This window comes from Enterobacter cloacae complex sp. 302F9 (assembly GCF_050030335.1).
Lineage (GTDB): Bacteria > Pseudomonadota > Gammaproteobacteria > Enterobacterales > Enterobacteriaceae > Enterobacter > Enterobacter hormaechei_C.
The window spans coordinates 1,738,144-1,762,054 of record NZ_JBLGUC010000001.1 but is presented as its reverse complement, the minus strand read 5'-3'; the positions used below and the strand labels follow the sequence as shown (position 1 = coordinate 1,762,054).

27 protein-coding genes are annotated in these 23,911 nt (G+C 55.1%); 15 read left to right on the top strand and 12 right to left on the bottom strand.

What is annotated here, in order from left to right:
- Positions 1–10: 10 nt before the first annotated feature.
- The 4 genes from flgE to flgB are packed head-to-tail and all read right to left on the bottom strand — an operon-like array spanning position 11 to position 2,792.
- Positions 11–1,219 (bottom strand): flagellar hook protein FlgE, encoded by a 1,209-nt coding sequence (gene flgE / locus ACQG0T_RS08300; protein WP_015570832.1) that lies wholly within the window; start codon positions 1,217–1,219, stop codon positions 11–13.
- Between the two features lie 26 nt (positions 1,220–1,245).
- Positions 1,246–1,956 carry a flagellar hook assembly protein FlgD gene (gene flgD / locus ACQG0T_RS08295; protein WP_003857994.1) on the bottom strand — a complete coding sequence of 237 codons (711 nt, stop codon included), beginning with the start codon at positions 1,954–1,956 and terminating at the stop codon, positions 1,246–1,248.
- Between the two features lie 11 nt (positions 1,957–1,967).
- Complete coding sequence (flgC, locus tag ACQG0T_RS08290; protein ID WP_003857997.1) at positions 1,968–2,372, bottom strand: flagellar basal body rod protein FlgC; 405 nt, start codon at positions 2,370–2,372, stop codon at positions 1,968–1,970.
- Between the two features lie 3 nt (positions 2,373–2,375).
- On the bottom strand, positions 2,376–2,792 hold the full coding sequence (gene flgB / locus ACQG0T_RS08285; protein WP_271040670.1) for a flagellar basal body rod protein FlgB: 417 nt from the start codon (positions 2,790–2,792) through the stop codon (positions 2,376–2,378).
- A gap of 157 nt (positions 2,793–2,949) precedes the next feature.
- Here flgB and flgA point away from each other — a divergent pair, with 157 nt between their 5' ends.
- The 3 genes from flgA (at position 2,950) to flgN (ending at position 4,426) form a co-directional block, all read left to right on the top strand.
- Positions 2,950–3,609: a flagellar basal body P-ring formation chaperone FlgA gene (gene flgA / locus ACQG0T_RS08280; RefSeq protein WP_023296301.1), complete on the top strand. Its 660-nt coding sequence runs from the start codon at positions 2,950–2,952 to the stop codon at positions 3,607–3,609.
- 93 nt (positions 3,610–3,702) lie between these two features.
- Complete coding sequence (flgM, locus tag ACQG0T_RS08275; protein ID WP_003858002.1) at positions 3,703–3,996, top strand: flagellar biosynthesis anti-sigma factor FlgM; 294 nt, start codon at positions 3,703–3,705, stop codon at positions 3,994–3,996.
- Positions 3,997–4,000: 4 nt separating this feature from the next.
- Positions 4,001–4,426, top strand: coding sequence for a flagella biosynthesis chaperone FlgN (flgN, locus tag ACQG0T_RS08270; protein ID WP_003858003.1), 426 nt, complete (start codon positions 4,001–4,003; stop codon positions 4,424–4,426).
- 59 nt (positions 4,427–4,485) lie between these two features.
- On the opposite strand, the gene murJ is transcribed toward flgN, so the two are convergent.
- The 4 genes from murJ to rimJ form a co-directional block, all read right to left on the bottom strand.
- Complete coding sequence (murJ, locus tag ACQG0T_RS08265) at positions 4,486–6,021, bottom strand: murein biosynthesis integral membrane protein MurJ (RefSeq protein WP_023303424.1); 1,536 nt, start codon at positions 6,019–6,021, stop codon at positions 4,486–4,488.
- Between the two features lie 129 nt (positions 6,022–6,150).
- A complete protein-coding gene (locus ACQG0T_RS08260; protein ID WP_047719352.1) occupies positions 6,151–7,074 on the bottom strand; it encodes a Gfo/Idh/MocA family protein in 924 nt (307 codons plus the stop codon).
- A 2-nt stretch (positions 7,075–7,076) separates the two neighbouring features.
- Positions 7,077–7,727, bottom strand: a complete 651-nt coding sequence (locus ACQG0T_RS08255; protein WP_023303423.1) for a YceH family protein — start codon at positions 7,725–7,727, stop codon at positions 7,077–7,079.
- Between the two features lie 9 nt (positions 7,728–7,736).
- Positions 7,737–8,321, bottom strand: coding sequence for a ribosomal protein S5-alanine N-acetyltransferase (rimJ, locus tag ACQG0T_RS08250; protein ID WP_003858007.1), 585 nt, complete (start codon positions 8,319–8,321; stop codon positions 7,737–7,739).
- A gap of 236 nt (positions 8,322–8,557) precedes the next feature.
- Here rimJ and mdtH point away from each other — a divergent pair, with 236 nt between their 5' ends.
- The 9 genes from mdtH (at position 8,558) to ACQG0T_RS08205 (ending at position 15,220) form a co-directional block, all read left to right on the top strand.
- Positions 8,558–9,766 carry a multidrug efflux MFS transporter MdtH gene (gene mdtH, locus ACQG0T_RS08245; protein WP_003858008.1) on the top strand — a complete coding sequence of 403 codons (1,209 nt, stop codon included), beginning with the start codon at positions 8,558–8,560 and terminating at the stop codon, positions 9,764–9,766.
- Between the two features lie 99 nt (positions 9,767–9,865).
- Positions 9,866–10,426: a lipoprotein gene (locus ACQG0T_RS08240; protein WP_058686326.1), complete on the top strand. Its 561-nt coding sequence runs from the start codon at positions 9,866–9,868 to the stop codon at positions 10,424–10,426.
- Positions 10,427–10,554: 128 nt separating this feature from the next.
- A complete protein-coding gene (gene pyrC / locus ACQG0T_RS08235; protein WP_017384740.1) occupies positions 10,555–11,601 on the top strand; it encodes a dihydroorotase in 1,047 nt (348 codons plus the stop codon).
- A gap of 74 nt (positions 11,602–11,675) precedes the next feature.
- The gene (dinI, locus tag ACQG0T_RS08230; RefSeq protein ID WP_017384741.1) at positions 11,676–11,921 is read left to right on the top strand and encodes a DNA damage-inducible protein I; all 246 of its coding nucleotides are present in this window, start codon (positions 11,676–11,678) and stop codon (positions 11,919–11,921) included.
- A 274-nt stretch (positions 11,922–12,195) separates the two neighbouring features.
- Positions 12,196–12,450 carry a biofilm formation regulator BssS gene (gene bssS, locus ACQG0T_RS08225; RefSeq protein WP_015570838.1) on the top strand — a complete coding sequence of 85 codons (255 nt, stop codon included), beginning with the start codon at positions 12,196–12,198 and terminating at the stop codon, positions 12,448–12,450.
- Between the two features lie 114 nt (positions 12,451–12,564).
- Positions 12,565–13,683, top strand: coding sequence for an N-methyl-L-tryptophan oxidase (gene solA / locus ACQG0T_RS08220; RefSeq protein ID WP_023303420.1), 1,119 nt, complete (start codon positions 12,565–12,567; stop codon positions 13,681–13,683).
- A 50-nt stretch (positions 13,684–13,733) separates the two neighbouring features.
- Positions 13,734–13,847 carry a YceO family protein gene (locus ACQG0T_RS08215; protein ID WP_023303419.1) on the top strand — a complete coding sequence of 38 codons (114 nt, stop codon included), beginning with the start codon at positions 13,734–13,736 and terminating at the stop codon, positions 13,845–13,847.
- 226 nt (positions 13,848–14,073) lie between these two features.
- Positions 14,074–14,640: a cytochrome b gene (locus ACQG0T_RS08210; RefSeq protein WP_017384743.1), complete on the top strand. Its 567-nt coding sequence runs from the start codon at positions 14,074–14,076 to the stop codon at positions 14,638–14,640.
- 1 nt (position 14,641) lies between these two features.
- Positions 14,642–15,220, top strand: coding sequence for a YceI family protein (locus ACQG0T_RS08205; protein ID WP_017384744.1), 579 nt, complete (start codon positions 14,642–14,644; stop codon positions 15,218–15,220).
- Positions 15,221–15,258: 38 nt separating this feature from the next.
- Here the strand turns inward: ACQG0T_RS08205 and ACQG0T_RS08200 are convergent, their stop codons facing one another.
- Positions 15,259–16,308: a rhodanese-related sulfurtransferase gene (locus ACQG0T_RS08200; RefSeq protein WP_015570841.1), complete on the bottom strand. Its 1,050-nt coding sequence runs from the start codon at positions 16,306–16,308 to the stop codon at positions 15,259–15,261.
- A 218-nt stretch (positions 16,309–16,526) separates the two neighbouring features.
- On the opposite strand from ACQG0T_RS08200, the gene ACQG0T_RS08195 reads away from it, so the two are divergent.
- From ACQG0T_RS08195 to ACQG0T_RS08185, 3 genes are all read left to right on the top strand, one after another.
- Complete coding sequence (locus tag ACQG0T_RS08195; RefSeq protein WP_017693649.1) at positions 16,527–17,453, top strand: Kdo(2)-lipid IV(A) acyltransferase; 927 nt, start codon at positions 16,527–16,529, stop codon at positions 17,451–17,453.
- Positions 17,454–17,594: 141 nt separating this feature from the next.
- Positions 17,595–18,830 (top strand): multidrug efflux MFS transporter MdtG, encoded by a 1,236-nt coding sequence (gene mdtG / locus ACQG0T_RS08190; protein ID WP_017693650.1) that lies wholly within the window; start codon positions 17,595–17,597, stop codon positions 18,828–18,830.
- 79 nt (positions 18,831–18,909) lie between these two features.
- Complete coding sequence (locus tag ACQG0T_RS08185; protein WP_015570844.1) at positions 18,910–19,284, top strand: MysB family protein; 375 nt, start codon at positions 18,910–18,912, stop codon at positions 19,282–19,284.
- Between the two features lie 7 nt (positions 19,285–19,291).
- Here the strand turns inward: ACQG0T_RS08185 and ACQG0T_RS08180 are convergent, their stop codons facing one another.
- The 3 genes from ACQG0T_RS08180 to mdoG all read right to left on the bottom strand — a co-directional run bounded on the left by ACQG0T_RS08180 (position 19,292) and on the right by mdoG (position 23,678).
- Positions 19,292–19,519 carry a YceK/YidQ family lipoprotein gene (locus ACQG0T_RS08180; RefSeq protein WP_003858030.1) on the bottom strand — a complete coding sequence of 76 codons (228 nt, stop codon included), beginning with the start codon at positions 19,517–19,519 and terminating at the stop codon, positions 19,292–19,294.
- Positions 19,520–19,603: 84 nt separating this feature from the next.
- Positions 19,604–22,132: a glucans biosynthesis glucosyltransferase MdoH gene (gene mdoH, locus ACQG0T_RS08175; RefSeq protein ID WP_003858032.1), complete on the bottom strand. Its 2,529-nt coding sequence runs from the start codon at positions 22,130–22,132 to the stop codon at positions 19,604–19,606.
- Complete coding sequence (gene mdoG / locus ACQG0T_RS08170) at positions 22,125–23,678, bottom strand: glucans biosynthesis protein MdoG (RefSeq protein WP_015570847.1); 1,554 nt, start codon at positions 23,676–23,678, stop codon at positions 22,125–22,127. Before mdoG ends, mdoH begins: the two co-directional genes overlap by 8 nt.
- Between the last annotated feature and the right edge of the window lie 233 nt (positions 23,679–23,911).

Genomic DNA, 23,911 nt, shown 5'->3' with positions numbered 1-23,911 from the left:
CGTCAGCTGCTTAACGCAGGTTAACCAGCGTGTTGAGGATCTGATCCTGGGTTTTGATGGTCTGCGCGTTGGACTGGTAGTTACGTTGCGCGACGATCATGTTCACCAGCTCTTTACTCAGATCGACGTTGGAGGCTTCCAGCGCACCGTTAGTCAGCGTGCCGAAGTTACCGGAACCCGCGGTTCCCAGCAGGGCAACCCCGGAAGACTGCGTGGCAGACCAGACGTTATCCCCTTCGGATTTCAGGCCTTCGTTGTTGGCGAAGTTTGCCAGCACGATCTGGCCCAGCACCTGGGTCTGTTCGTTCGAATAGTTACCGACAACGGTACCGTCATCGTTGATCTGGTAGCTCACCAGATCGCCCGGCTTATAGCCGTTCTGGCTCGTCGCCACGATGTTGTTCGCACCGGTGTTTTGCTGCATGGAGTTGGCGAAACTCATGTCAAACGTGGCTGGCGTCGCGCCCGGAACGGTGCCCGTTGTGATCTTGATATCATCGCCACCCGTCAGCACACCACTCTCGTTAAAGGTCAGCGTGGTTGCCAGTTTCGCTGCATCTCCCGCTACGCTGCCGTCCTGCGAATACACTTTCCAGGAGTTAGCTGGCGTCTCGTTTTTGACATAAAACAGGTTCATGTTGTGCGCATTACCCTGGCTGTCAAACACCGTCACGGTGCCTTTCTTGTTGTAAGAGTCAGGGTTGGACGGATCGAAGGCGACGGTTGGCGCGGTATCGGTGGAGTTCAGGTTGATCTGCTGAGAGGCCGTGGTGGTGGACTTCGCCGCCATCAGCGTCGTTGGGATGGAGATCGCCTGCGGATTCGCACCGGTTTGCACCGTAGGCGGCGTGCCGGCAACCGGATAACCGGTTAACTGAAGCCCCTGCATGTTCACCAGGTTACGGTTTTCATCCAGCTTGAACTGGCCGTTGCGGCTGTAGAACACGGAACCGTTGGCATCCACCATACGGAAGAAACCGTTCTGGCTGATGGCGACGTCCAGACCGCGACCGGTGTTGGTGGTCGTCCCGTCGGTGAAGTCCTGGGTGATACCCGCAACCTTCACGCCCAGGCCCACTTTAGAGCCTGCAAACATATCTGCAAAAGACGCAGAACCGGATTTAAAACCATAGGTCGCGGAGTTGGCGATGTTGTTGCCAATGACGTCCAGGTTGGTGGCCGCAGCATTCAGGCCGCTGACCGCTTGAGAAAAGGCCATGACTTACTCCTGATAAGTATTAAGGCTTAGATAATCTGCCGAACTTCGTCGAGTGTGGTGGTACCGGAGGTACCCAAATCCAGTTTGTTGCCATCGCTACCCTTGATGACGCCCTGAACCAGGGCAAACTGTAGCGGCTGAGCCACCAGCTGAGTGGTGCCGTTGCTGGCGCTAATCGCAACCTGATACGAGCCGTTAGGCGCTTTAGTGCCGTCGGTCAGGCTGCCATCCCAGGTAAAGGTATGAACGCCCGCTTTAAGCTCGCCAATCTCAATCGTGCGCACCACGTTGCCGCTGGCGTCTTTGATTGTGGCGGTGACTTTGTCGGCCGGCTGCTGCAACTCAACGCCAAACGGCGTCGTGGTGGTGGTGGACGTGCCATCGGTAGTGCTGGTGCCCGCCAGAATCGTGGTCCCCGGAATCATCACCCCGTGACCGATCAGGTTGGCGGCCTGCAAGGACTGGCTGTTATCGATTTGACCGGAGACCGAGCCGAGCGTGGTGTTCAGTTTCTCAATGCCGCTGACGGTACTGATCTGCGCAAGCTGCGTGGTCAGTTCGTTGTTCTGCATCGGATTGGTCGGGTCCTGATTTTTCAGCTGCGCCACCAGCAGGGTCAGAAAACTGCTCTGTAAATCGGAGGCATTGCTCCCGGTGAGAGAGCTGGAACCGGTCGCACTGCTGGTGCTGTTGACGCCGGTATTTGTCGGGTCATTCACGTTTACGGCGATGGACATGCGTGTCTCCTTTACTGGCCGAGAGTGAGTGTTTTGAGCATCATGCTCTTCACGGTATTAAGCACTTCGACGTTTGCCTGGTAGCTACGCGACGCGGACATGGAGTTCACCATCTCCCCGACCACATCCACGTTCGGCATTTTCACGTAGCCGCTGGCATCCGCGAGCGGGTTGCCTGGCTCGTAAACCAGCTTGTCGGGTGCCTGGCTCTCAACCACGTCCGCCACTTTTACGCCGCCCGTTGCCGCACCCGGTGCAGCATCAACCTGGAAGACAACCTGTTTAGCGCGATACGGTTGCCCGTCAGGGCCGGTCACGCTGTCGGCGTTGGCCAGGTTACTGGCGGCCACGTTCAGTCGTTTGGACTGCGCCGTTAATGCCGAACCGGCGATATCAAAAATATTCAGCAAGGCCATTTACTAATTGCCCCCCTGTAGGACGGTCATCATGCCTTTAATTTGCCCGCCGAGTAGCGTCAGACCTGTCTGGTATTGCAGGCTGTTATCGGCAAACTGTGTGCGCTCCCGGTCCATGTCGACGGTATTGCCATCAAGTGAGGGCTGATCGGGAATACGGTAAAGCAGGTCGGTCGTTGGCGCGGTCATCGCCTGAGCGGGAATATGACGTGAGGATGTCAGGGCCAGTGAGACACCCGTTCCTTCGGCACGTCCACGCTCCATCACTTTTTTGAGTTCACTGGAAAAATCAATATCGCGCGCCTGATACCCGGGGGTATCCGCGTTGGCGATATTGGCGGCTAAAATCTCCTGCCGCTGGGCGCGTAAATTGAGCGCATCCTGCTGAAAACGTAACGCGGCGTCGAGTTTATCGAGCATGTCTCCTCCGCTGATGAGAAAATTTCAGTTCACAGCTTAAATCTCACCCCGTCTCCCCTATCGACGGAATAAGCGCAAAATGCGTCGCTATTTGTTGCGTTGATGGAAAACCACTGCGGGTAGAATTTGCTAAATTCTGGACATGGTGGAACGTGCGATGCGGACTTTTAAACGTGGCCTGGCGGCGACCCTACTGCTTTTAAGCCCTCTGGTGCAGGCTGAGGGGTTAGAGGACCAGCTCAATGCATTCTTTGCGCAGAAGCTGGCCGGTTTCAGCGATGACGTACGCGTGACCGTGCGCACCCCGCCTAACCTTTATCCTTCCTGCGAAGCCCCGTCATTTAGCGTGACCGGCAGCACCCGCTTATGGGGCAACGTGAACGTGCTGGCGCGTTGCGCCAATGAAAAACGCTACTTACAGGTTGCGGTTCAGGCGACGGGCAATTATGTTGTCGCCGCCGTTCCCATTCCCCGGGGCAGCCTGCTGCAACCTGACAGCGTAACGCTGAAGCGAGGCCGTCTGGATCAGCTTCCACCGCGGACGATGCTGGATATCAACCAGGCTCAGGAGGCGGTCAGCCTGCGCGATGTCGCTCCTGGACAGGCGATACAGCTATCCATGCTGCGCCAGGCGTGGCGGGTGAAAGCGGGACAACAGGTGATGGTGGTCGCCAATGGCGAAGGCTTTAGTATCAACAGTGAAGGAAAAGCGCTGAATAATGCCGCAGTGGCGCAAAATGCCCGGGTCAGAATGTCCTCAGGCCAGGTGGTCAGCGGCACGGTCGGTCCTGATGGGAATATTCTGATTAACCTGTAATCTTTTTAAAGATTTCGCGGCGACTGCCGATAAATATTCAACAAATGATGATGTCAGGCGCAAACGCCGCGAACCCTCGATGAGGACAACACTATGAGCATTGATCGTACATCAGCCCTGAAGCCGGTTAGCACTGTACAACCTCGCGAAACGAATGAGGCTGCCCCGCAAAAAACGCGTCTGGAAAAAACGTCGACGGCTAACAGCACCAGCGTCACGCTGAGCGATGCGCAGTCGAAGCTGATGCAGCCAGGCAGCAGCGATATCAATATGGAACGTGTTGAAGCGCTGAAAACGGCTATCCGTAACGGCGAACTGAAAATGGATACCAGCAAAATCGCTGATGCGCTGATTCAGGACGCACAGAGTTTCCTCCAGAGTAACTAACCGTATGAGTCGACTGTCAGAAATACTGGATCAGATGACGGTGGTCCTGAACGACCTGAAAACGGTGATGGATGCAGAACAGCACCACCTCTCTTCTGGTCAAATCAACGGCAGCGCGTTGCAACGCATAACTGAAGATAAAAGCTCGCTGCTGGCGACCCTGGATTATCTGGAAAAACAGCGACGCGCTGAGCAAGACGCGAAACGCAGCGCCAATGATGAGATCAACGAACGCTGGCAGACCATTACAGAAAAAACCCAGCATCTTCGCGATCTCAACCAGCATAACGGCTGGCTGCTGGAAGGACAGATTATCCGTAATCAGCAGGCGCTTGAAGTGTTAAAGCCCTATAAAGAGCCGGGGCTGTACGGTGCGGATGGTCAGACGGCCACGGCACGTATCACGGGTGGGAAAAAGATTTCGATTTGACGCAGTAGCGGCACGTCATGAAGCGGGGAGCACCTTCTGGTGAACTCCCCTTTTGGCGTTTATACCGTGCGGCGGGTGAACTCTTTCACTTTGAAGCCAAGCACCGCCAGCGTGGCAAAGTACGCCACCACACCGACCACCACCACGGCCATCAGACGCATCAGGCGGTAAGGCATGGTGCCCTGCGCCCACTCAGGCATGACATACAACATGCCAACCAGCGCGGCCGCCATCACCACTACCGCAATCGCCAGACGCAGCAGGAAGCTTGCCCAGCCCGGCTGCGGTGTGAAGATATCCTGCTTGCGCAGCTGCCAGTACAGCAGCCCGGCGTTCAGACAGGCCGCCAGACCAATCGACAATGACAGCCCCGCGTGTTTCAGCGGTCCAATAAACGCCAGGTTCATCAGCTGCGTCATGATCAGCGTCACAATGGCAATCTTAACCGGCGTTTTGATGTCCTGACGTGAATAGAAACCGGGCGCAAGCACCTTCACGACAATCAGCCCCATCAGCCCCACCGAGTAGGCTACGAGCGCACGCTGGGTCATAGCGGCATCAAAGGCGGTGAACTTTCCATACTGGAACAACGACACCGTCAGCGGTTTCGCCAGGATCCCCAGCGCCACCGCGCTTGGCAGCGCCAGCAGAAAACAGAGACGCAGGCCCCAGTCCATCAGGCGGCAGTATTCATCGTGGTTGCCGCTGGCGAAACTTTTCGACAGCGACGGCAGCAGAATAGTCCCCAGCGCCACGCCCAGCACCCCGGATGGAAACTCCATCAGACGATCGGCGTAGTACATCCAGGACACCGAGCCCGACACCAGGAAAGAGGCGAAGATGGTATTGATGATCAGAGAGATCTGGCTAACGGACACGCCGAGTATCGCCGGTCCCATCTGTTTGATAACGCGCATTGCGCCCGCATCTTTGAAATTAATGCGCGGCAGAACCAGCATGCCGATCTTTTTCAGGTGCGGAAGCTGGTAAGCAAGCTGTAACACGCCGCCGACGGTCACGGCCCAGGCCAGCGCCAGCACCGGTGGGTTAAAATGCGGCGCGGCGAACAGCGCAAAGCCAATCATGCTGACGTTGAGGAACGTGGGGGCAAAGGCCGGAACGGAGAAGCGGTTCCAGGTATTCAGGATGGCACCCACCAGCGACGCCAGCGAAATCAGCAGAATATAGGGGAAGGTTATACGCAGCAGTTGGGTGGTCAGGGTAAATTTATCCGCTGTGTCAGCAAAACCCGGCGCCGTCACCATGATCACCCAGGGCGCTGCCAGCATCCCCAGGACGGTCACGATCGCCAGCGCCAGCGTCAGTAATCCGGAAACGTAGGCCACAAAGACGCGGGTGGCATCTTCGCCCTGTTTGCTTTTATATTCTGCGAGGATCGGAACAAATGCCTGTGAAAAGGCCCCTTCGGCAAAAATACGGCGCAGCAGGTTTGGCAGCTTAAAAGCGACGAAAAAGGCGTCAGTCGCCATCCCGGCGCCAAAAACCCTTGCCACAATGGCATCGCGCGCAAAGCCAAGCACGCGGGAAAACATGGTCATCGAGCTGACGGCCGCCAGCGATTTTAATAAGTTCATTAACGTGAAGTTCCACAACCCTACGGATTTCCAGGACGGGCAAGCGTTAGCGCCACCCGGCAAAGCCAACAAGCGGCGCTTAGTCTAACCGGATTTCAACGAATTACTATCGGCAGATGTTACAACGCGTTATTCCGACATGGCTTCGCGCCAGAGTCGTTCCACAATGCGCTGCGCCAGAATAGCCTGCTCCCCGGACGTTTCAGGAACCGTCTGATTCTGCACGCAGGTGATGAAGTGACGCGCGCAGCCCACGAAGCCACGCTGCTCCAGGGTGCTTTGCCAGCCGGGAACCGGTAACGCGACCACGCCATTGCCCTTCTCTTCCCGCCACTCTCGCATATCGGTGACGTCATACAGCGCGCCATCCGTAACGGCCTGCACGGACTCGCGCTGGCTGCCCGCCCGACGATGCATGCTGGTCGTCACCTGCAAATGCTCAACGGCAAAATGATGTTCGGCGTAAACCATCTCACCCTGCTCGTTAGTCAGCAGCGTGCCGCTTTGCAGCTGGGCTTTTCCGTTACTCAGCCAAAGGGCCGTATCCACGACGTGGAGATAATCATCCAGCAGCGTGAAGTGCAGATCGTTCGGCCCCACGCTGTCGGTACGGTGCTTATCCATACGCAGGGAGGCGAACGAGCCGGACTGCGCTTTAAGCTGCTGATAGAGCGGCGCAAAACGGCGGTTGAAGCCGACCATCAGCGTCAGCTTTTTACGCGCGGCCAGCTCAATCAGTCGCTCAGCATCCTGTACATTTTCCGCCAGGGGTTTATCCACGCAGACGTGAACGCCTGCGTTAAGCAACTCGCTCACCACCTGGTAGTGCGTCGCGGTTGAGGTATGCACAAATACCGCATCACATTCACGGGCTAAATCCTGTAGCGAACCGGCATAAGGGATGCGCCAGGTTTTGCAGATGCGCTCTGCTTTCTCGCGGGTGGGCGACCACGCCCCTTGCAGCGTCCAGTCGGACGCGGCGCCTAAAACGGGCAGCCAGGCTTTTTGCGCGATCCCTCCCAGCCCCACAACACCAATGCGTAATGTTGTCACGATTAATCTCCCAGATGTGCGAGTAACGCATCCAGACGCTGCTTCAGCCCGGCAACCTCGTCTTCCAGGGCCGCCACGCGCGCGTTCAGGCTGTCGTTTGATGCTGGCGTGTCGGATTCTACGGCCAGCGCAGAGGGCTCAACGTCGCCGCTAAAAAGGTGCATGTAGCGGCTTTCACGCTTGCCCGGCTCGCGTGGCAGACGCACCACGTAAGGACCGTCCTCGCGTGAGGCTAATCGCTCCAGCGTCTGTTCAACGTCCTGCATATCCTGAAACTCATGCATGCGGGAGGCGCGCGTGCGCAGTTCACCCGGCGTCTGCGCCCCGCGCAGCAGCAGCGTGGTGATCACTGCCACTTCCGCGGCACTGAGTTTTAAATCGCCAAATTCGGAATTACAAAAGCGCTGTTCATATTTAGTGACGCGATTACCGAAGCCGCTGACGGTGCGCAGGTAGTGGCGCTTCACCAGCTCATCAAGGATATCCTGCACCTCGTGCTCGCCAAGGTTCATCACCGGCTCACGGTTCGTCTTCTGGTTGCAGGCCATCGTGACGGAATTCACGGACAGAGGATACTGTTCCGGCGTGGTGACCTGCTTTTCCAGAAGGCAGCCGACCACGCGCGCTTCGGCGCCATTTAACTGATATTTCATTTTTTCTCCTTAACGACCCGCGGTCCACTCCTGGGTGGTGAGCGCGGTGAGCACATGGTCCCGCCACTCGCCGTCAATCAGCAGATAATCTTTGGCATAGCCCTCTTTCTCAAACCCCAGGCGGGCCAGCAGATCGCCGCTGCGCTTATTGTGCGGCATGTAGTTGGCCATAATGCGATGGATATGTTGCGTGCGCTGCATGTAGCGAATCGCCGCCGTCAGCGCCTCAAACATGAGCCCCTGCCCCTGCCATTTCTGACCGATGGAATACCCGAGGTAACAGGCGTGAAACGACCCGCGTACCACGTTTGAAAAATTGGCAATGCCAACGATCTCTTTCTCTTCCGGATCGAGAAGCGCGAAATAAAACGCACTTCCCTGTTTATGAAATTCTGCAATCATACTGAGGCGCGCCTGCCAGCCAGAGGGGTAGCAGTGGCTCTCGTCCCGAACGGGTTCCCAGGGTTTTAAAAACTGGCGATTCTCGGCGTAATAATCCGCCAGACGCCAGGCATCACGCTCATGCACCAGACGAACGACCAGCCTGTCCGTCGTCAGACGCACTTTTGGCACATTACTGCGATAGCCAAACATCGTTACCACTCCTTCCCGTCGCTTCTGCTCTGCCTGTTAGCTTTACTATACCTGCGCCTGTGCCTTCTGTGAAAACAGTGACATACCATTTTGATCGTTTTTCACATTTTTCGATGAGAACTCTCTATCAAAGCACCTTTTTGATAAAAAAATATTGTCGCCAGCGGGTATGGGAAAAAGCCCGGCGACACCGCAGAATGTTAGCGTGCTCACCTTTTATTTTCCCTGGAGGGAAAATGTCCCGCGTATCACAGGCCAGGAGCCTGGGTAAATATTTCCTGCTCGTCGATAACATGCTGGTCGTGCTCGGCTTTTTTGTCGTTTTTCCGCTTATATCGATTCGTTTTGTCGATCAAATGGGCTGGGCGGCATTGATGGTCGGGATCGCGCTGGGTCTACGCCAGTTTGTACAACAGGGTCTGGGCGTGTTTGGCGGCGCAATAGCCGACCGCTTCGGCGCGAAACCGATGATCGTTACCGGCATGCTGTTACGTGCGGCGGGATTCGCCACCATGGCAATCGCTCATGAACCCTGGCTGCTGTGGTTCTCCTGTTTCCTTTCCGGGATTGGCGGCACCCTTTTCGACCCACCGCGTACCGCGCTGGTGGTTAAGCTTATCCGTCCGCAACACCGGGGGCGCTTCTTCTCCATTTTGATGATGCAGGACAGCGCTGGCGCGGTGGTGGGCGCCCTGCTGGGAAGCTGGCTGCTGCAATACGATTTCCGCCTGGTCTGCGCCACCGGCGCGGTGTTGTTTATTCTCTGCGCGCTGTTTAACGGTCTGTTTCTGCCCGCGTGGAAGCTGTCGACGGTGAAGGCGCCTGTGCGGGAAGGGCTTGACCGCGTGCTGAGCGATAAACGCTTCGTCACCTATGTGTTAACCCTGACCGGCTACTACATGCTCGCCGTGCAGGTCATGCTGATGCTGCCCATTATGGTTAACGATATTGCCGGCACGCCGGCAGCGGTGAAATGGATGTATGCCATTGAGGCCTGCCTCTCTCTGACGCTGCTCTATCCGATTGCCCGCTGGAGCGAGCGCCGTTTCCGGCTTGAGCACCGTCTGATGGCCGGGCTGTTGCTGATGACGCTGAGCATGATGCCCATCGGCCTGGTGAGTTCGCTTCAGCAACTGTTTATGCTCATCTGCACCTTCTATATTGGTTCAATCATTGCCGAGCCAGCCCGTGAAACGCTGAGCGCGTCACTTGCCGACGCCCGGGCCCGAGGCAGCTACATGGGCTTCAGCCGTCTCGGGCTGGCGCTTGGCGGCGCACTGGGTTACACCGGTGGCGGCTGGCTGTTTGATGCCGGAAAAGCGCTCCATCAGCCGGAGCTGCCGTGGGTCATGCTCGGCATGGTCGGCTTTATGACGCTGATTGCCCTCTGGTGGCAGTTCAGTGATAAACGCAGCACCCGCGGGATGCTGGAGCCTGGCGCCTGACCCTCTTTCACTATCAGTTTTTTCTGCTGGTTTCTGTTGGATCACCCTGACATACTGGCGTATCAGGACAGATGCGCCGATTTTATGTTGAGGAACGCCATGAAAAAGATCGTTATTGCCGCTGCGTTAATTGTCAGTGGTCTGCTGGTGGGATGTAACCAGCTTACGCAGTACACCGTCAGTGAGCAGGAAATTAATCAGGCGCTGGAAAAACATAATAACTTTTCAAAAGATATCGGCGTGCCCGGCCTTGCGGATGCGCATATCGTCCTGACGAATCTCGCCAGCCAGATTGGGCGCGAGGAGCCTAACAAAGTCACCCTTTCCGGCGATGCCAGCCTCGATATGACCTCGCTCTTCGGCAATCAGAAAGCGGATATCAAGCTGAAGCTCAAGGCGCTGCCGGTCTTGAATAAAGAGAAAGGGGCCATTTTCCTGCATGAGATGGAAATCGTCGATGCAGTTGTGACGCCGGAAAAAATGAAACCGGTGCTGCAAACGCTGATGCCGTATCTCAACCAGTCGTTGCAGAACTACTTTAACCAACAGCCTGCCTATGTTCTGAGCGAAGACAAGAGCAAAGGCGAATCCCTGGCGAAAAAATATGCCAAAGGGATAGAGGTGAAACCGGGTGAAATCATCATCCCTTTCACCGACTAAACACTCCGGGCGCTCAGGCGCCCGTTTTTTTTAACGGAATAGTGTGCAAACGAAAACGTTTCCGCTTATGATTTGTGTCCGGCAAAAACAGCCCTCTTATGACTGATCTCTTTCAAGCCGGAGCTTCCATGACTGTACAATCCCAGGTTCTCAAAATCCGCCGCCCAGACGACTGGCATATCCATCTTCGTGATGGCGACATGCTGAAAACCGTCGTGCCGTATACCAGCGAAATTTATGGCCGTGCGATTGTTATGCCTAACCTGGTTCCGCCAGTCACTACCGTCGAGGCCGCGATTGCCTATCGCCAGCGTATCCTTGACGCCGTTCCGGCCGGACACGATTTTACCCCATTGATGACCTGCTACCTGACGGACTCGCTGGATCCGAATGAAGTTGAGCGCGGGTTTAACGAAGGTGTATTCACCGCCGCGAAGCTCTACCCGGCGAATGCCACCACCAACTCCAGCCATGGGGTGACCAGTATTGATGCCATCATGCCTGTTCTGGAGCGTATGCAAAAACTGGGCATGCCGCTGCTGGTGCACGGGGAAGTGACCCACGCTGACATTGATATTTTCGATCGCGAAGCACGTTTTATCGAAACGGTCATGGAGCCGCTGCGCCAGCGTCTTCCGGGGCTGAAAGTGGTGTTTGAACACATTACGACTAAAGATGCCGCAGAGTATGTCCGGGATGGAAACGAGCTGATTGCCGCCACCATCACCCCGCAGCACCTGATGTTTAACCGTAACCACATGCTGGTGGGCGGCGTTCGCCCACATCTGTATTGTCTGCCAATCCTCAAGCGCAACATCCACCAGCAGGCGCTACGTGAGCTGGTCGCCAGCGGCTTCCCGCGCGCGTTCCTCGGCACGGATTCCGCCCCGCATGCCCGTCACCGTAAAGAGGCGAGCTGCGGCTGTGCAGGCTGCTTTAACGCCCCGACCGCCCTGGCAAGTTACGCAACCGTGTTTGAAGAGATGAATGCGTTAGACCATTTCGAAGCCTTCTGCTCCCTTAACGGCCCGCGTTTCTACGGTCTGCCGGTTAATGACACGTTCATTGAGCTGGAGCGCAAAGAAAGCCAGGTTGAAGCGTCGATTGCGCTCACCGACGATACGCTGATCCCCTTCCTGGCCGGTGAAACCGTAAACTGGACGGTAAAACGCTAAAAAAATCGCGCCCCCTGTTGTCAAAGCGACAATATAACTGTATAAATAAACAGTATATTACACAGGGGGCATTTATGCGTATCGAAGTCACCATTGCCAAATCCACCGTCCTGCCTGCTGGCGCACTCGACGCTCTGGCGGGTGAACTATCCCGACGTATTAGCAGCACTTTTCCTGAAAACGATGGCGCCGTAACGGTACGTTATGCGACAGCAAACCATCTTTCCGTCATCGGCGGCGCGAAGGAAGACAAAGAACGCATCAGCGAAATTTTGCAGGAAACATGGGAAAGCGCCGACGACTGGTTCATCACTGATTAAAATTTGCTCCCTCATTGTGTTTTTTTGCCGGGTCGCCCCGGCTTTTTTTCGTTTCGTCTCCTGAAAGTTCAAAATATTTCAGCATCTTCTTAGAAAATCGTGAACAAGATGGCGTTTTATTGTTCGAACAATCCTAAAAAGCATAAAAATGTGTTGCTACCCGTTTATTTTTTCCTTCTGAACCCTTATTAATTGATATACTGAAATTGCTTTCAGAAAAACATGCATTGAACCTCAAAGTCGTTGTCTTCTAACACGCATTAAGGGGGTTATAATGGAAAAGAATAGTGAAGTCATCCAGACCCATCCGCTTGTTGGCTGGGATATCAGCACCGTAGACAGCTACGATGCGCTGATGCTGCGTTTGCACTACCAGACCCCAAATCAGCAAAACCGTGATGAAGCGGAAGTTGGACAGACGCTGTGGCTTACAACAGACGTCGCCCGTCAGTTTATCTCTATTTTAGAAGCAGGCATCGCAAAAATAGAATCTGGCGACTATCAGGAAAATGAGTATAAACGGCATTGACCTTATGCCCCTTTTCACTCAACAGGCACCCTCGCGGTGCCTTATTTATTTCGCTCTTGTATAAGCCCACTTAGTTAATTACTCTGCTAACAAAGCGTTAGTAAAGAGAAGCCTATGAAATACGATTTAATCATTATCGGAAGCGGCTCCGTAGGATCTGCCGCCGGTTATTACGCCACGCAGGCGGGTCTGAAAGTGCTGATGATTGACGCCCACCTTCCCCCCCACTCTGAAGGAAGCCATCACGGCGATACCCGTCTGATCCGTCACGCTTACGGCGAAGGTGAACGTTATGTACCGCTGGTGCTTCGGGCTCAGACGCTGTGGGATGAGCTGGCCACACTCACCGAAGATCGCATTTTTGAGCGCACCGGGGTCGTTAACCTGGGGCCAGCCAGCTCCACGTTTCTGGCGACCGTCGAGGAGAGCGCGAAAGCCTACCGCCTGGACGTCGAGCGTCTGGATGCAAACGGCATCATGGCGCGCTGGCCGGAAATTTCTGTCCCTGACGACTACATTGGGTTGTTTGAAGCCAACTCTGGCGTGCTGCACAGCGAAACGGCCATTAAGACCTGGATTGATCTCGCCGCCAAAGCGGGCTGCGCACAGTTGTTCAACTGTCCGGTCACGGGCATCACCCACCATGCAGAGGGTTCAACCGTCACCACCTCTGAAGGTGAATATACCGCCACGCGTCTGCTGGTGAGTGCGGGAACGTGGGTGACGAAACTGCTGCCGGACCTACCCATCCAGCCGGTGCGAAAAGTCTTCTCCTGGTTCCAGTCTGACGGGCGTTACAGCAGCCAGAACAAATTCCCGGCGTTTACAGGCGAGTTACCCAATGGCGACCAGTTCTACGGTTTCCCCTCGGAAAAAGACGCGCTCAAGATTGGCAAACATAACGGCGGACAGGTAATTTCCTCTGCGGAAGAACGCAAGCCTTACGGTGCTTATCCGCAGGATGGTTCCGAAGCCTTCACGTTCCTGCGTAATATCCTGCCGGGCATAGGCGGGTTGCTTTACGGCGCAGCGTGCACCTACGACAACACCCCGGATGAAGATTTTATCATCGACACCCTTCCGGGACACGATAACACCCTGCTCGTAACCGGACTCAGCGGTCACGGGTTTAAATTTGCCTCTGTGTTAGGTGAAATCGCCGCCCAGTTTGCGCAGGGGATCGCGCCTTCGTTTGATCTCAAGCCCTTCGCGCTCTCGCGCTTTGATCGATAATACCTCTACAGGCTCCGAATAACCGGGGCCTGTTTAGCGATAGAGGCATGATGCGCAGACTGGTGAATTACTTTATCAATAACATCCGCGAGCATTTTATGCTCTACATTGTTCTTTGGTCGCTGCTGGCGATCATTGACGTTATCTATATTGTATTCTTCTGAAAATTCTCGCTGACGTTTATTGACACTCCTTTAAATTTATTTAACTTATATTTTTTAAAAAACGTCACCTCAAATTTATTGAACGAAGCGATTGAAATACATTGCGGAAACACATTCAAATTCGCTGAAATAAATTAAATAAAAAACATTATTCATTTTTTTCAGTTGCATTATTTATTTAACCCGTCCATTTTTATTGCTCAGTCATTTGAGAACGGAAATTCATATGCAATGGCGTAACTCCTCCCGTCGCTACGGAATAATATCCATGTGTTTACACTGGCTATTTGCACTTGCCGTCTATGCCATGTTTGGTCTCGGCCTCTGGATGGTGACATTAAGCTATTATGACGGTTGGTATCATCAGGCCCCCGAATTGCACAAAAGCATTGGGGTTCTGCTGATGATGGGTCTGGTTTTTCGCGTGATCTGGCGACATATCTCTCCGCCCCCTCCAGCGCCCAAAAGCCATGGCCGCCTTACCCGCATAAGCGCTGTTGGCGCACATATCGCACTCTATGCCCTGCTGTTCGCCATTCTGATCAGCGGCTATCTCATTTCGACCGCAGACGGTAAACCGATCAGCGTGTTTGGGCTTTTTGACGTCCCAGCCACGCTGGCTGACGCCGGTTCACAGGCTGACACCGCAGGTGTGGTTCATCTGTGGCTGGCATGGAGCGTGGTGATCCTGTCTGTCCTGCATGGCCTTGCGGCCCTGAAACATCACTTTATTGATAAAGACGATACGCTGAAGCGCATGCTTGGCCGTTCGTCAGTTGACTCTGGAGCATAAAATGAAAAAACGCCTGTTGGGTATCGCATTAGGTTCGCTGCTATTTACCACCGGTTCGGCCATTGCCGCTGACTATAAAATTGATAAGGAGGGCCAGCATGCCTTTGTCAATTTCCGTATTCAGCATCTGGGTTACAGCTGGTTATATGGCACATTCAATGATTTCGATGGCACATTTACTTTCGACGAGAAAAACCCTGCTGCCGATAAAGTGAACGTCACCATTAATACCAACAGCGTCGACACTAATCACGCCGAGCGTGATAAACATCTGCGCAGCGCTGAATTTCTGAACGTGGGCAAATTCCCGCAAGCTACTTTCGCGTCGACAGAGGTGAAGAAAGACGGTGATAAGCTCGCTATTACCGGTAATCTGACGCTGAACGGCGTAACAAAACCGGTCACACTGGATGCCAAATTAATTGGACAGGGCGACGATCCGTGGGGTGGCAAACGTGCTGGCTTTGAAGCCGCAGGCAAAATTCATCTGAAAGATTTTAATATCACCACGGATTTAGGCCCGGCATCGCAGGATGTTGAGTTGATTATTTCGGTGGAAGGCGTTCAGCAGAAGTCATAAAACAGGCCCGGCAGGCTTTCGCGCCGCCGGGCAGTGTTTTACTCCGGGTCCGGAATACCCAGTTTGGTATTCAGTCGGCCCCGGGATTTATTAAAGATCTTATTCCCGTTCTCGCGTCCGGCACGGCGACGACGTTGCTCTTCTTCAGGCAAGATACTCTCTTCACTGCACAGCTCGCTACAGCAGCCATTAAACTTCTCGGCACATGCAGGGCACTGAATAAACAGCAGATGACATCCGTCGTTTTTGCAGTTGGTATGCGTATCGCACGGCGTACCGCACTGGTGGCAGTGCGCGATCACGTCCTCTGAAATTCGCTCGCCCATACGCTCGTCAAACACAAAGTTCTTACCGATAAAACGCACCGGTAAACCCTGCTCACGGGCGCGACGGGCATACTCAATGATCCCACCCTCAATGTGCCAGACTTTATTAAACCCGTTGTGCTTCATCCAGGCGCTGGCTTTTTCACAGCGGATCCCCCCGGTGCAGTACATAACGATCTTTTTGTCTTTATGCTCCTGCATCATCTCAACGGCTTTTGGCAGTTGCTCGCGGAAGGTGTCGGCAGGAATTTCCATCGCATTCTCGAAGTGCCCCACTTCATATTCGTAGTGGTTACGCATATCAATGAACACCGCATCCGGATCGTCGAGCATCGCGTTCACTTCAGCGGCCTTCAGGTACTCCCCCACATTAGCGGCATTGAAGCTCGGATCGTCAATGCCATCCGCCACAATACGCTCGCGCACCTTCATGCGCAGCACCCAGAATGATTTACCGTCATCATCCAGCGCAATGTTCAGGCGTAAGCCGTTAAGCGCCGGATCAAACCCGTAAAGGAGGTCGCGGAAGGCGCTGACCTTGCTTTCCGGCACGCTGATCTGCGCGTTAATCCCCTCACGCGCCAGATAGACGCGACCAAACACGTTCAGGGCGGTAAAAGCCTGGTAAAGCGCATCGCGGGTCGCCTGGGGATCATCGATGGTGAAATACTTATAGAAAGAGATCGTTGTGCGCGGTTCGGTTTCGGCCAACATACGCGCTTTCAACATCTCATTCGAAACGCGGTTGTGTAACACTGGCATGGTGTACAAGTCCTGCAATCGTTGAGAAATAAAAATCGGTCGGCATGATATAGCAAACAAAGACAATTTACATCCACACAATTTACGCTACATTTCAGTCAACCTGATTAATCAGACTTAACATTTGCATATTCTTTCATGTTTCGATGACAGACATTTTGGCTATGCCTTAAAAAATGAGACAATATCCTTTCAGGACGTTAGAACACAGGACAGACATGACCCAGTTACCGAAATTTACTGCCGCGCTTTTGCATCCCCGCTATTGGTTAACATGGTCAGGCATTGGCTTGTTGTGGCTAATTGTACAGCTGCCTTATCCCGTCATTTTCCGCATGGGTAAAGGACTGGGCCGCATTGCTCAGCAGTTTATGAAGCGTCGCGCCAGGATCGCGTATCGTAACCTTGAGCTTTGTTTTCCTCAGATGAGTGAATCTGAGCGCCACGACATGGTGATTAAAAACTTCGAATCTGTCGGCATGGGGCTGATGGAGACCGGTATGGCCTGGTTCTGGTCGGATAAACGCATGGCGCGCTGGACGGAAGTGGCCGGGACCGGCATGGAGCCGGTGCATACTCTTCAGGCCAACCAGACTGGCGTCCTGCTGATTGGCGTTCATTTCCTGACGCTCGAAATTGGCGCGCGCATGTTCGGCATGCAGGCGCCGGGTATAGGCGTTTATCGTCCTAACGATAATCCGGTGATCGATTTGATCCAGACCAACGGACGCATGCGCTCCAATAAAAGCATGATCGATCGCAAAGACCTGAAAGGGATGATCCGCGCCCTGAAAGCAGGTGAAGTGGTCTGGTATGCCCCGGATCATGACTATGGCCCGCAATCCAGCGTGTTTGTCCCGTTCTTTGCGGTGGAAGATGCAGCGACGACCACCGGGACCTGGATGCTGGCGCGGATGTCCAAAGCGGCTATCGTGCCGTTTGTGCCGCGCCGTAAACCAGACGGTTCAGGCTATCAGCTCATCATGCTGGAGCCGGAACTCGCGCCACCGCTGATTGATGCAGAAACCACCGCCCGCTGGATGAACGGCGTTGTCGAGAAATGCATTATGCTCGCGCCGGAGCAGTACATGTGGCTGCATCGCCGCTTTAAAACCCGGCCTCAGGGCGTCCCTTCCCGGTATTAACCTGCGTGCGGCCTTCCGGGCCGCATGTTGTTTTAGCTTTAAAAGCTCCCCGTCATTGCGGCAATCATACCCCGGGCGCATAATTAGCAGGCTTATTACCTCACTGTTCACGGTGCCCTGCACCTCATTATGCGGATAGTTATGTCCCCCACAGATGCTCCCATAAACTGGAAACGTAACCTGACGGTTGCGTGGCTGGGTTGTTTTCTTACTGGCGCCGCCTTTAGCCTGGTGATGCCCTTCCTGCCCCTCTACGTTGAACAGCTCGGCGTCACCGGACATAGCGCCCTGAATATGTGGTCCGGCCTGGTGTTCAGCATTACGTTCCTGTTCTCCGCCATTGCGTCGCCTTTCTGGGGTGGGCTGGCGGATCGCAAAGGCCGCAAAATTATGCTGCTGCGCTCCGCGCTCGGCATGGCGATCATTATGCTGCTGATGGGGGTGGCGCAGAATGTCTGGCAGTTCCTGATACTACGCGCGCTTCTGGGCCTGCTCGGGGGATTTATCCCTAACGCCAACGCCCTGATCGCCACCCAAATCCCGCGCCAGAAAAGCGGCTGGGCGTTGGGCACGCTATCCACTGGCGGCGTAAGCGGCGCACTGCTGGGCCCACTGGCGGGCGGGCTGCTGGCCGACCACTACGGACTGCGGCCGGTATTCTTCATTACCGCCAGCGTGCTGTTCCTCTGCTTCCTGGTGACGCTTATCTGTATCCGCGAGAATTTCACGCCCGTGGCCAAAAAAGAGATGCTGCACGCCCGGGATGTGCTGGCCTCGCTGAAAAACCCAAAGCTGGTGCTGAGCCTGTTTGTAACCACCATGATTATCCAGGTGGCCACCGGTTCAATCGCGCCTATACTGACGCTCTACGTACGCGACCTGGCGGGAAACGTCAGTAATATCGCCTTTATCAGCGGCCTAATCGCCTCTGTTCCCGGCGTGGCGGCGCTACTGAGCGCGCCGAGGCTCGGCAAGCTGGGAGACCGTATCGGCCCGGAAAAGATCCTGATCTGCGCCCTGATCGTCTCCGTCCTGCTGCTGATCCCCATGGCGTTGGTGCAGTCTCCGTGGCAGCTCGGCGTCCTGCGCTTCCTGCTGGGGGCTGCGGATGGTGCGCTACTCCCGGCTGTACAGACGCTGCTGGTCTATAACTCCACCAACCAGATAGCCGGTCGTATTTTCAGTTATAACCAGTCGTTTCGCGATCTGGGTAACGTCACCGGACCGCTGGTCGGCGCGGGGATTTCGGCCAGCTTCGGTTTCCGGGCGGTCTTTATCGTGACGGCAGGCGTCGTGCTGTTCAACGCCGTTTATTCGTGGCTCAGCTTATCCCGGGCGCTTCGCCCGGCGCGAATAAGACCACATCGTGACGGCTAATTTTCGCATTCATACTTGCAAAATCACATAATCAGCTATTCTTTCCCTGAATACCTTCACGAAAAACAGGGAGACACCAATGACCATGTACGCCACGCTGGAAGAAGCAATTGATGCCGCTCGCGAAGAGTTCCTCGCCGATAATCCCGGCGTTGAGGAAGAAGATGCTGACGTGCAACAACTCAATATCCAAAAATACGTCCTACAGGACGGCGATATTATGTGGCAGGCCGAATTCTTTGCTGATGAAGGTGAAGATGGTGAATGTCTGCCGATACTCAGTGGTGAAGGTGCGCAGGCGGTATTCGACGGCGACTATGACGAAATTGAGTTACGTCAGGAGTGGCTGGAAGAAAATACGCTGCACGAATGGGACGAAGGTGAGTTTCAGCTCGAACCGCCGCTGGATACCGAAGAGGGTCAGGCCGCAGCGGACGAATGGGACGAGCGATAAGTCACCGCTACTCGTAGGGGCCGTGGCTGGCATCGATGGGCAGCAGTAGCGTGTCGAAAATCAGAGAAAACGGCAGATCGAGCACGGTGAGATAGCGCCATGCGGAATCACGGACATCCCACTGTACGCCGGGGTAGTACTGATTCCCGTGGCCCTGCCCGGGGATGGTGCGGCTGATAATGCTGCCGCAACCGCTGAGCAGGCATGCCATCATGACGACAATGATTACTTTCATTTCTGACCTCTAAAAAAATACCGGCGATTAAGCCGGTATTTTATTTGGCGGGTGGCGCTTCGCTTACCCGCCCTACTTAACAACTTACTTCGCCTTCAGGGCCAGCGGATTGAGCTTCACGTCCTTGTAGTAGTTCACCCACGAAGAGTATCTCTCCGGAGAGGACCACACGCGGTAGTGAAGCCGTGCCATCGTCACCGGATCGCTCAACAACACCAGACGACGGTCGCGGTTAAGCTTTTCTGGCGTCTCGTTCAGCGCCTGCTCAACGTGGCGATCGCGGGCGATCTCCAGCACCTGGCTGGCGCGGTGACGCGCCGTCGCCATCGCGGTTGCCAGCGCGTTGAATGACGGGTTAAACACGGCATGCATAAAGCCATCATCCAGCGTGCGTTTGCGGTTCTGCTCCAGATAGGTATCGGTATCCACCAGCACCTGCGGCGGAGAATACTCTTCCGGGATCAGGAACAGCTTCCAGCGTTTGGTACGCAGGCCCACCGTGGAACGGCTGGAGATCACCGATACAAACGGCGACAGGATCAGCGAGAACACAATCGGCGCAAGCCAGAACAGGAAACGCAGATCCAGCCAGGCCATACCAACGGCCCACACCAGGCCCAGCAGCAGCTGAGAGCCGTGGCGCATAAAGGCTTCACTCCACGGCGTAGAGTCATCGTCACGCTGCGGTGAATTCCACACCACTTCCCATCCCAGGAACGCGCTCACCACAAACACCGTATGGAACAGCATACGCACCGGCGCCAGCAGGACCGAGAACAGCACTTCCAGCAGCAGTGAAAGGGTCACGCGGCAGAAACCACCGTACTCCTTCGAACCTTTGCACCAGATCAGAATGATACTGAGCAGCTTAGGCAGGAACAGCAGCACCATGGTCGACGCGAACAGCGCGATCGCAAGCTCCGGACGCCACTGCGGCCACACCGGGAACAGCTGGCGCGGTTGCAGGAAATACTGCGGCTCCGTCAGGGCATGCACAACCTGCAACGCGGTTGAGAGCGCCAGGAACATAAACCACAGCGGCGCAGACAGATAGGACATAACGCCCGTCAGGAACACCGCACGGTGAACAGGGTGCATCCCTTTCACCAGGAACAGGCGGAAGTTCATCAGGTTACCGTGACACCAGCGGCGGTCGCGTTTGAGCTCATCCAGCAGGTTCGGCGGCAGCTCTTCATACGAGCCAGGCAGATCGTAGGCAATCCAGACGCCCCACCCTGCGCGACGCATCAGCGCAGCTTCCACAAAGTCATGCGACAGAATGGACCCGGCAAACGACCCTTCACCCGGCAGCGGCGCCAGGGCGCAGTGCTCGATGAATGGCTTCACGCGGATAATGGCGTTGTGGCCCCAGTAGTGGGATTCACCCAACTGCCAGAAGTGCAGACCGGCAGTAAACAGCGGCCCGTAGACGCGGGTCGCAAACTGCTGGCAGCGCGCATACAGCGTGTCCATACCGGACGCTTTTGGCGAGGACTGAATAATTCCCGCGTTCGGGTTGGCTTCCATCAGACGGACCAGCCCGCTCAGGCAGTCGCCGCTCATCACGGAGTCTGCATCCAGTACCACCATGTAGCTGTACTGGTTACCCCAGCGACGACAGAAGTCATCGATGTTTCCGCTCTTACGCTTAACACGCCGACGACGACGACGGTAGAAGATCTGCCCTTCGCCCTGCACCTCGGCAATCAGCTCCATCCAGGCTTTTTGCTCCGCCACGCAGATATCCGGATTGTAGCTGTCGCTCAGGATATAGACGTCGAAATGCGCCGCGTTACCGGTCGCCTTCACGGACTCCCAGGTAGCACGCAGCCCGGCGAATACGCGGTCAACGTCTTCGTTACAGATAGGCATGATCAGCGCGGTACGGTGCTCAGGATTGAGGGGCTCATCCCCGACCGTCGACGCGGAAATGCTGTATTTGTCACGCCCCATCAGCAGTTGCAGGAAGCCCATCAGCGCCGTCCAGAACCCGGCAGAGACCCAACAGAACAGCACCGCGAACAGCAGAAGAATGCCGCTCTGTAAAATATACGGCAGCAGCTGCATGAAGGAGACCCAGATATCCTGGCCAATCATGTCAGCAGGGTTAATCAACGCCCAGCCCTGGTACGGCAGAATGGTTTTCATGTACCAGGTGGCGACAACCGTCTGCGCCAGCGTCAGCAGCAGCAGAATGTAACGACGAATCGTTCCCACGGTACGCCATTTCTGCTCGGATGCCTGCTGTTCTTTGGTCAGACGTGACAGATAGCGCGGCGTCACGTCACGCCCACGCAGGCGATCCCAGAAGCGGCCCACCGGGTTGGTGCGCCACGGATCGGGGAACATGGAGGAACGCGTGGCCTTCGGCATCGCCTGTAGCTGGTCACGCCCTTCGTCATCCTTGATTAGCTGCCCTTCTGCCAGCGAGTCCGGCCATGCCTGCTCCAGACGTGCCTTCACTGACCCCAGCGGCGTATCATCATCACGGGAAAAGTGACGATGTTCACCATCCAGCGCGGTGTGAACCGCGCGGATGTCGCTCGCAGGGAGTGCCGCTTTTTCAATGTCCGTCAGCGGCATGGCATCAATATATTCAGATGTATTATTCATTGGCAGGTAGCTGATAGCTCCAGGTTTCACTCAGCGGCTTATCGTTACTGACCAGCGCGGCGCGCATTTCAGTGGTCTGTTTCGGATCTTTCACCTTCACGCGCAGGGTCAAACGCCACCCTTTGGTGACCGGGTTGTAACGCACGGCGTTCTCAACGATTTCACCGTTATCGCCAATGCTGGCCTGTGCCGTCACGGCAGTATCCGGGGCCAGTTTTTTCATATCCTGCCCGGTGAAGTCCACGATAAATGCCAGCGTGCCATCCGGCTGACGAATCAGGTTGGACTGCTTCACGTCACCCGTCGAACGACGCGTCTGCATTACATACGCGTTATCCGGTGCGTGCAGTTTGTCTTCGTCACGGCTGAAGGTGATCGCATACTTGAAGTTCATCTCTTTACCGGCTTCCGGCAGCTGATCCGGTGTCCAGTACGCCACAATGTTATCGTTGGTTTCATCGTTAGTTGGAATTTCAACCAGCTCAACCTTGCCTTTACCCCAGTCGCCTTTCGGCGTAACCCAGGCGCTTGGACGCAGATCGTAGCGGTCATCCAGATCTTCAAAGCGGGAGAACTGACGGCCACGTTGCAGCAGACCAAAGCCCTGCGGGTTTTCCATCGCAAAGCTGCTGACGGCGAGGTGTTTCGGGTTGTTCAGCGGACGCCAGATCCACTCGCCGTTACCCGCATGAATGGAGAGGCCATTGGAATCATGCAGTTCAGGACGGAAATTGGTCGCCGGAGAGGGCTGGTTCGGCCCGAACAGGAACATGCTGGTCAGCGGCGCGACGCCCAGTTTGCCCACTTTATCGCGCAGGTAAACTTTAGACTGTACGTCAACCACCGTGTCACGCCCTGGCATGATCACGAAGCGATAAGCGCCTGTCGCACGAGGGGAGTCCAGCAGCGCATAAATTGTCAGACGTTTGTCGGTTGGTTTTGGACGTTCGATCCAGAACTCGCGAAAACGTGGAAATTCTTCACCTGATGGCAGCGCGGTATCAATTGCCAGACCGCGCGCAGAAAGCCCGTACACCTGCCCCGCGCCAATCACGCGGAAGTAGCTGGCGCCAAGCATGCTGACGATTTCGTCGTTTTTATCTTTGCTGTTAATCGGATAAAGCACCTTGAAGCCTGCGAAGCCGAGGTCTTTTACCGTGTCTTTATCGTGTTGCACATCGCCAAAATTGAAATAATCCGGGCTGTACTTGATTTTGCGTACCGCGGTCGCCGTCACTTCGTTGATGGCAACCGGCGTGTCGAAGTACATACCCTGGTGGTAAAATTCAAGCTTGAACGGGGTTTTAATATTGTTCCAGTACGCTTTATCGTGATTGAACTGGATCTGCTGATAGTCCGCGTATTTCATGTCGCGGAAAACGGAGGGCAGGTTACTTTTTGGCGCTTCGTAGCTCTTGCCCGCCATCGATTTAGCCTGTTTTGCGACATCATCGATGTTAAAGGCCAGTGCAGATGAGGTATACAGTGACAACAGCACTGCTACACCCAACCAACGCATTTTCATCATTTGTGGTTTATGTTTCATAATAAGTAAGCACTTCCCCCTTTGTGTGCTTATATCGATCCGATCCATTTTAATGGAAACTCAGGCAATCCGACAACATTATCACTGCTTTGTTCAGCTCGCTGGCTCATGGATTAAGCAAATGAAAGAACCCGCTTTTCACTTTGCGTGCTTATCCTGGAGACAGGGTGTCGGTCTTGGTGTAGGGTTGGCTCCGAATGTAACCATTATGAGCCTTAGGGATAAGGCGAAAA

Coding starts and splice junctions, on each gene's coding strand:
- ACQG0T_RS08200 (WP_015570841.1), bottom strand. CDS start 16,308: ATGCCAGTGTTACACAACCGCGTTTCGAATGAGATGTTGAAAGCGCGT.
- flgB (WP_271040670.1), bottom strand. CDS start 2,792: ATGCTCGATAAACTCGACGCCGCGTTACGTTTTCAGCAGGATGCGCTC.
- ACQG0T_RS08255 (WP_023303423.1), bottom strand. CDS start 7,727: ATGAAATATCAGTTAAATGGCGCCGAAGCGCGCGTGGTCGGCTGCCTT.
- ACQG0T_RS08185 (WP_015570844.1), top strand. CDS start 18,910: ATGACCATGTACGCCACGCTGGAAGAAGCAATTGATGCCGCTCGCGAA.
- pyrC (WP_017384740.1), top strand. CDS start 10,555: ATGACTGTACAATCCCAGGTTCTCAAAATCCGCCGCCCAGACGACTGG.
- flgM (WP_003858002.1), top strand. CDS start 3,703: ATGAGCATTGATCGTACATCAGCCCTGAAGCCGGTTAGCACTGTACAA.
- solA (WP_023303420.1), top strand. CDS start 12,565: ATGAAATACGATTTAATCATTATCGGAAGCGGCTCCGTAGGATCTGCC.
- ACQG0T_RS08195 (WP_017693649.1), top strand. CDS start 16,527: ATGACCCAGTTACCGAAATTTACTGCCGCGCTTTTGCATCCCCGCTAT.
- rimJ (WP_003858007.1), bottom strand. CDS start 8,321: ATGTTTGGCTATCGCAGTAATGTGCCAAAAGTGCGTCTGACGACGGAC.
- ACQG0T_RS08180 (WP_003858030.1), bottom strand. CDS start 19,519: ATGAAAGTAATCATTGTCGTCATGATGGCATGCCTGCTCAGCGGTTGC.
- mdoH (WP_003858032.1), bottom strand. CDS start 22,132: ATGAATAATACATCTGAATATATTGATGCCATGCCGCTGACGGACATT.
- flgN (WP_003858003.1), top strand. CDS start 4,001: ATGAGTCGACTGTCAGAAATACTGGATCAGATGACGGTGGTCCTGAAC.
- mdoG (WP_015570847.1), bottom strand. CDS start 23,678: ATGAAACATAAACCACAAATGATGAAAATGCGTTGGTTGGGTGTAGCA.
- bssS (WP_015570838.1), top strand. CDS start 12,196: ATGGAAAAGAATAGTGAAGTCATCCAGACCCATCCGCTTGTTGGCTGG.
- ACQG0T_RS08205 (WP_017384744.1), top strand. CDS start 14,642: ATGAAAAAACGCCTGTTGGGTATCGCATTAGGTTCGCTGCTATTTACC.
- murJ (WP_023303424.1), bottom strand. CDS start 6,021: ATGAACTTATTAAAATCGCTGGCGGCCGTCAGCTCGATGACCATGTTT.
- flgA (WP_023296301.1), top strand. CDS start 2,950: ATGCGGACTTTTAAACGTGGCCTGGCGGCGACCCTACTGCTTTTAAGC.
- ACQG0T_RS08240 (WP_058686326.1), top strand. CDS start 9,866: ATGAAAAAGATCGTTATTGCCGCTGCGTTAATTGTCAGTGGTCTGCTG.
- ACQG0T_RS08215 (WP_023303419.1), top strand. CDS start 13,734: ATGCGCAGACTGGTGAATTACTTTATCAATAACATCCGCGAGCATTTT.
- flgE (WP_015570832.1), bottom strand. CDS start 1,219: ATGGCCTTTTCTCAAGCGGTCAGCGGCCTGAATGCTGCGGCCACCAAC.
- flgD (WP_003857994.1), bottom strand. CDS start 1,956: ATGTCCATCGCCGTAAACGTGAATGACCCGACAAATACCGGCGTCAAC.
- mdtH (WP_003858008.1), top strand. CDS start 8,558: ATGTCCCGCGTATCACAGGCCAGGAGCCTGGGTAAATATTTCCTGCTC.
- ACQG0T_RS08210 (WP_017384743.1), top strand. CDS start 14,074: ATGCAATGGCGTAACTCCTCCCGTCGCTACGGAATAATATCCATGTGT.
- mdtG (WP_017693650.1), top strand. CDS start 17,595: ATGTCCCCCACAGATGCTCCCATAAACTGGAAACGTAACCTGACGGTT.
- dinI (WP_017384741.1), top strand. CDS start 11,676: ATGCGTATCGAAGTCACCATTGCCAAATCCACCGTCCTGCCTGCTGGC.
- flgC (WP_003857997.1), bottom strand. CDS start 2,372: ATGGCCTTGCTGAATATTTTTGATATCGCCGGTTCGGCATTAACGGCG.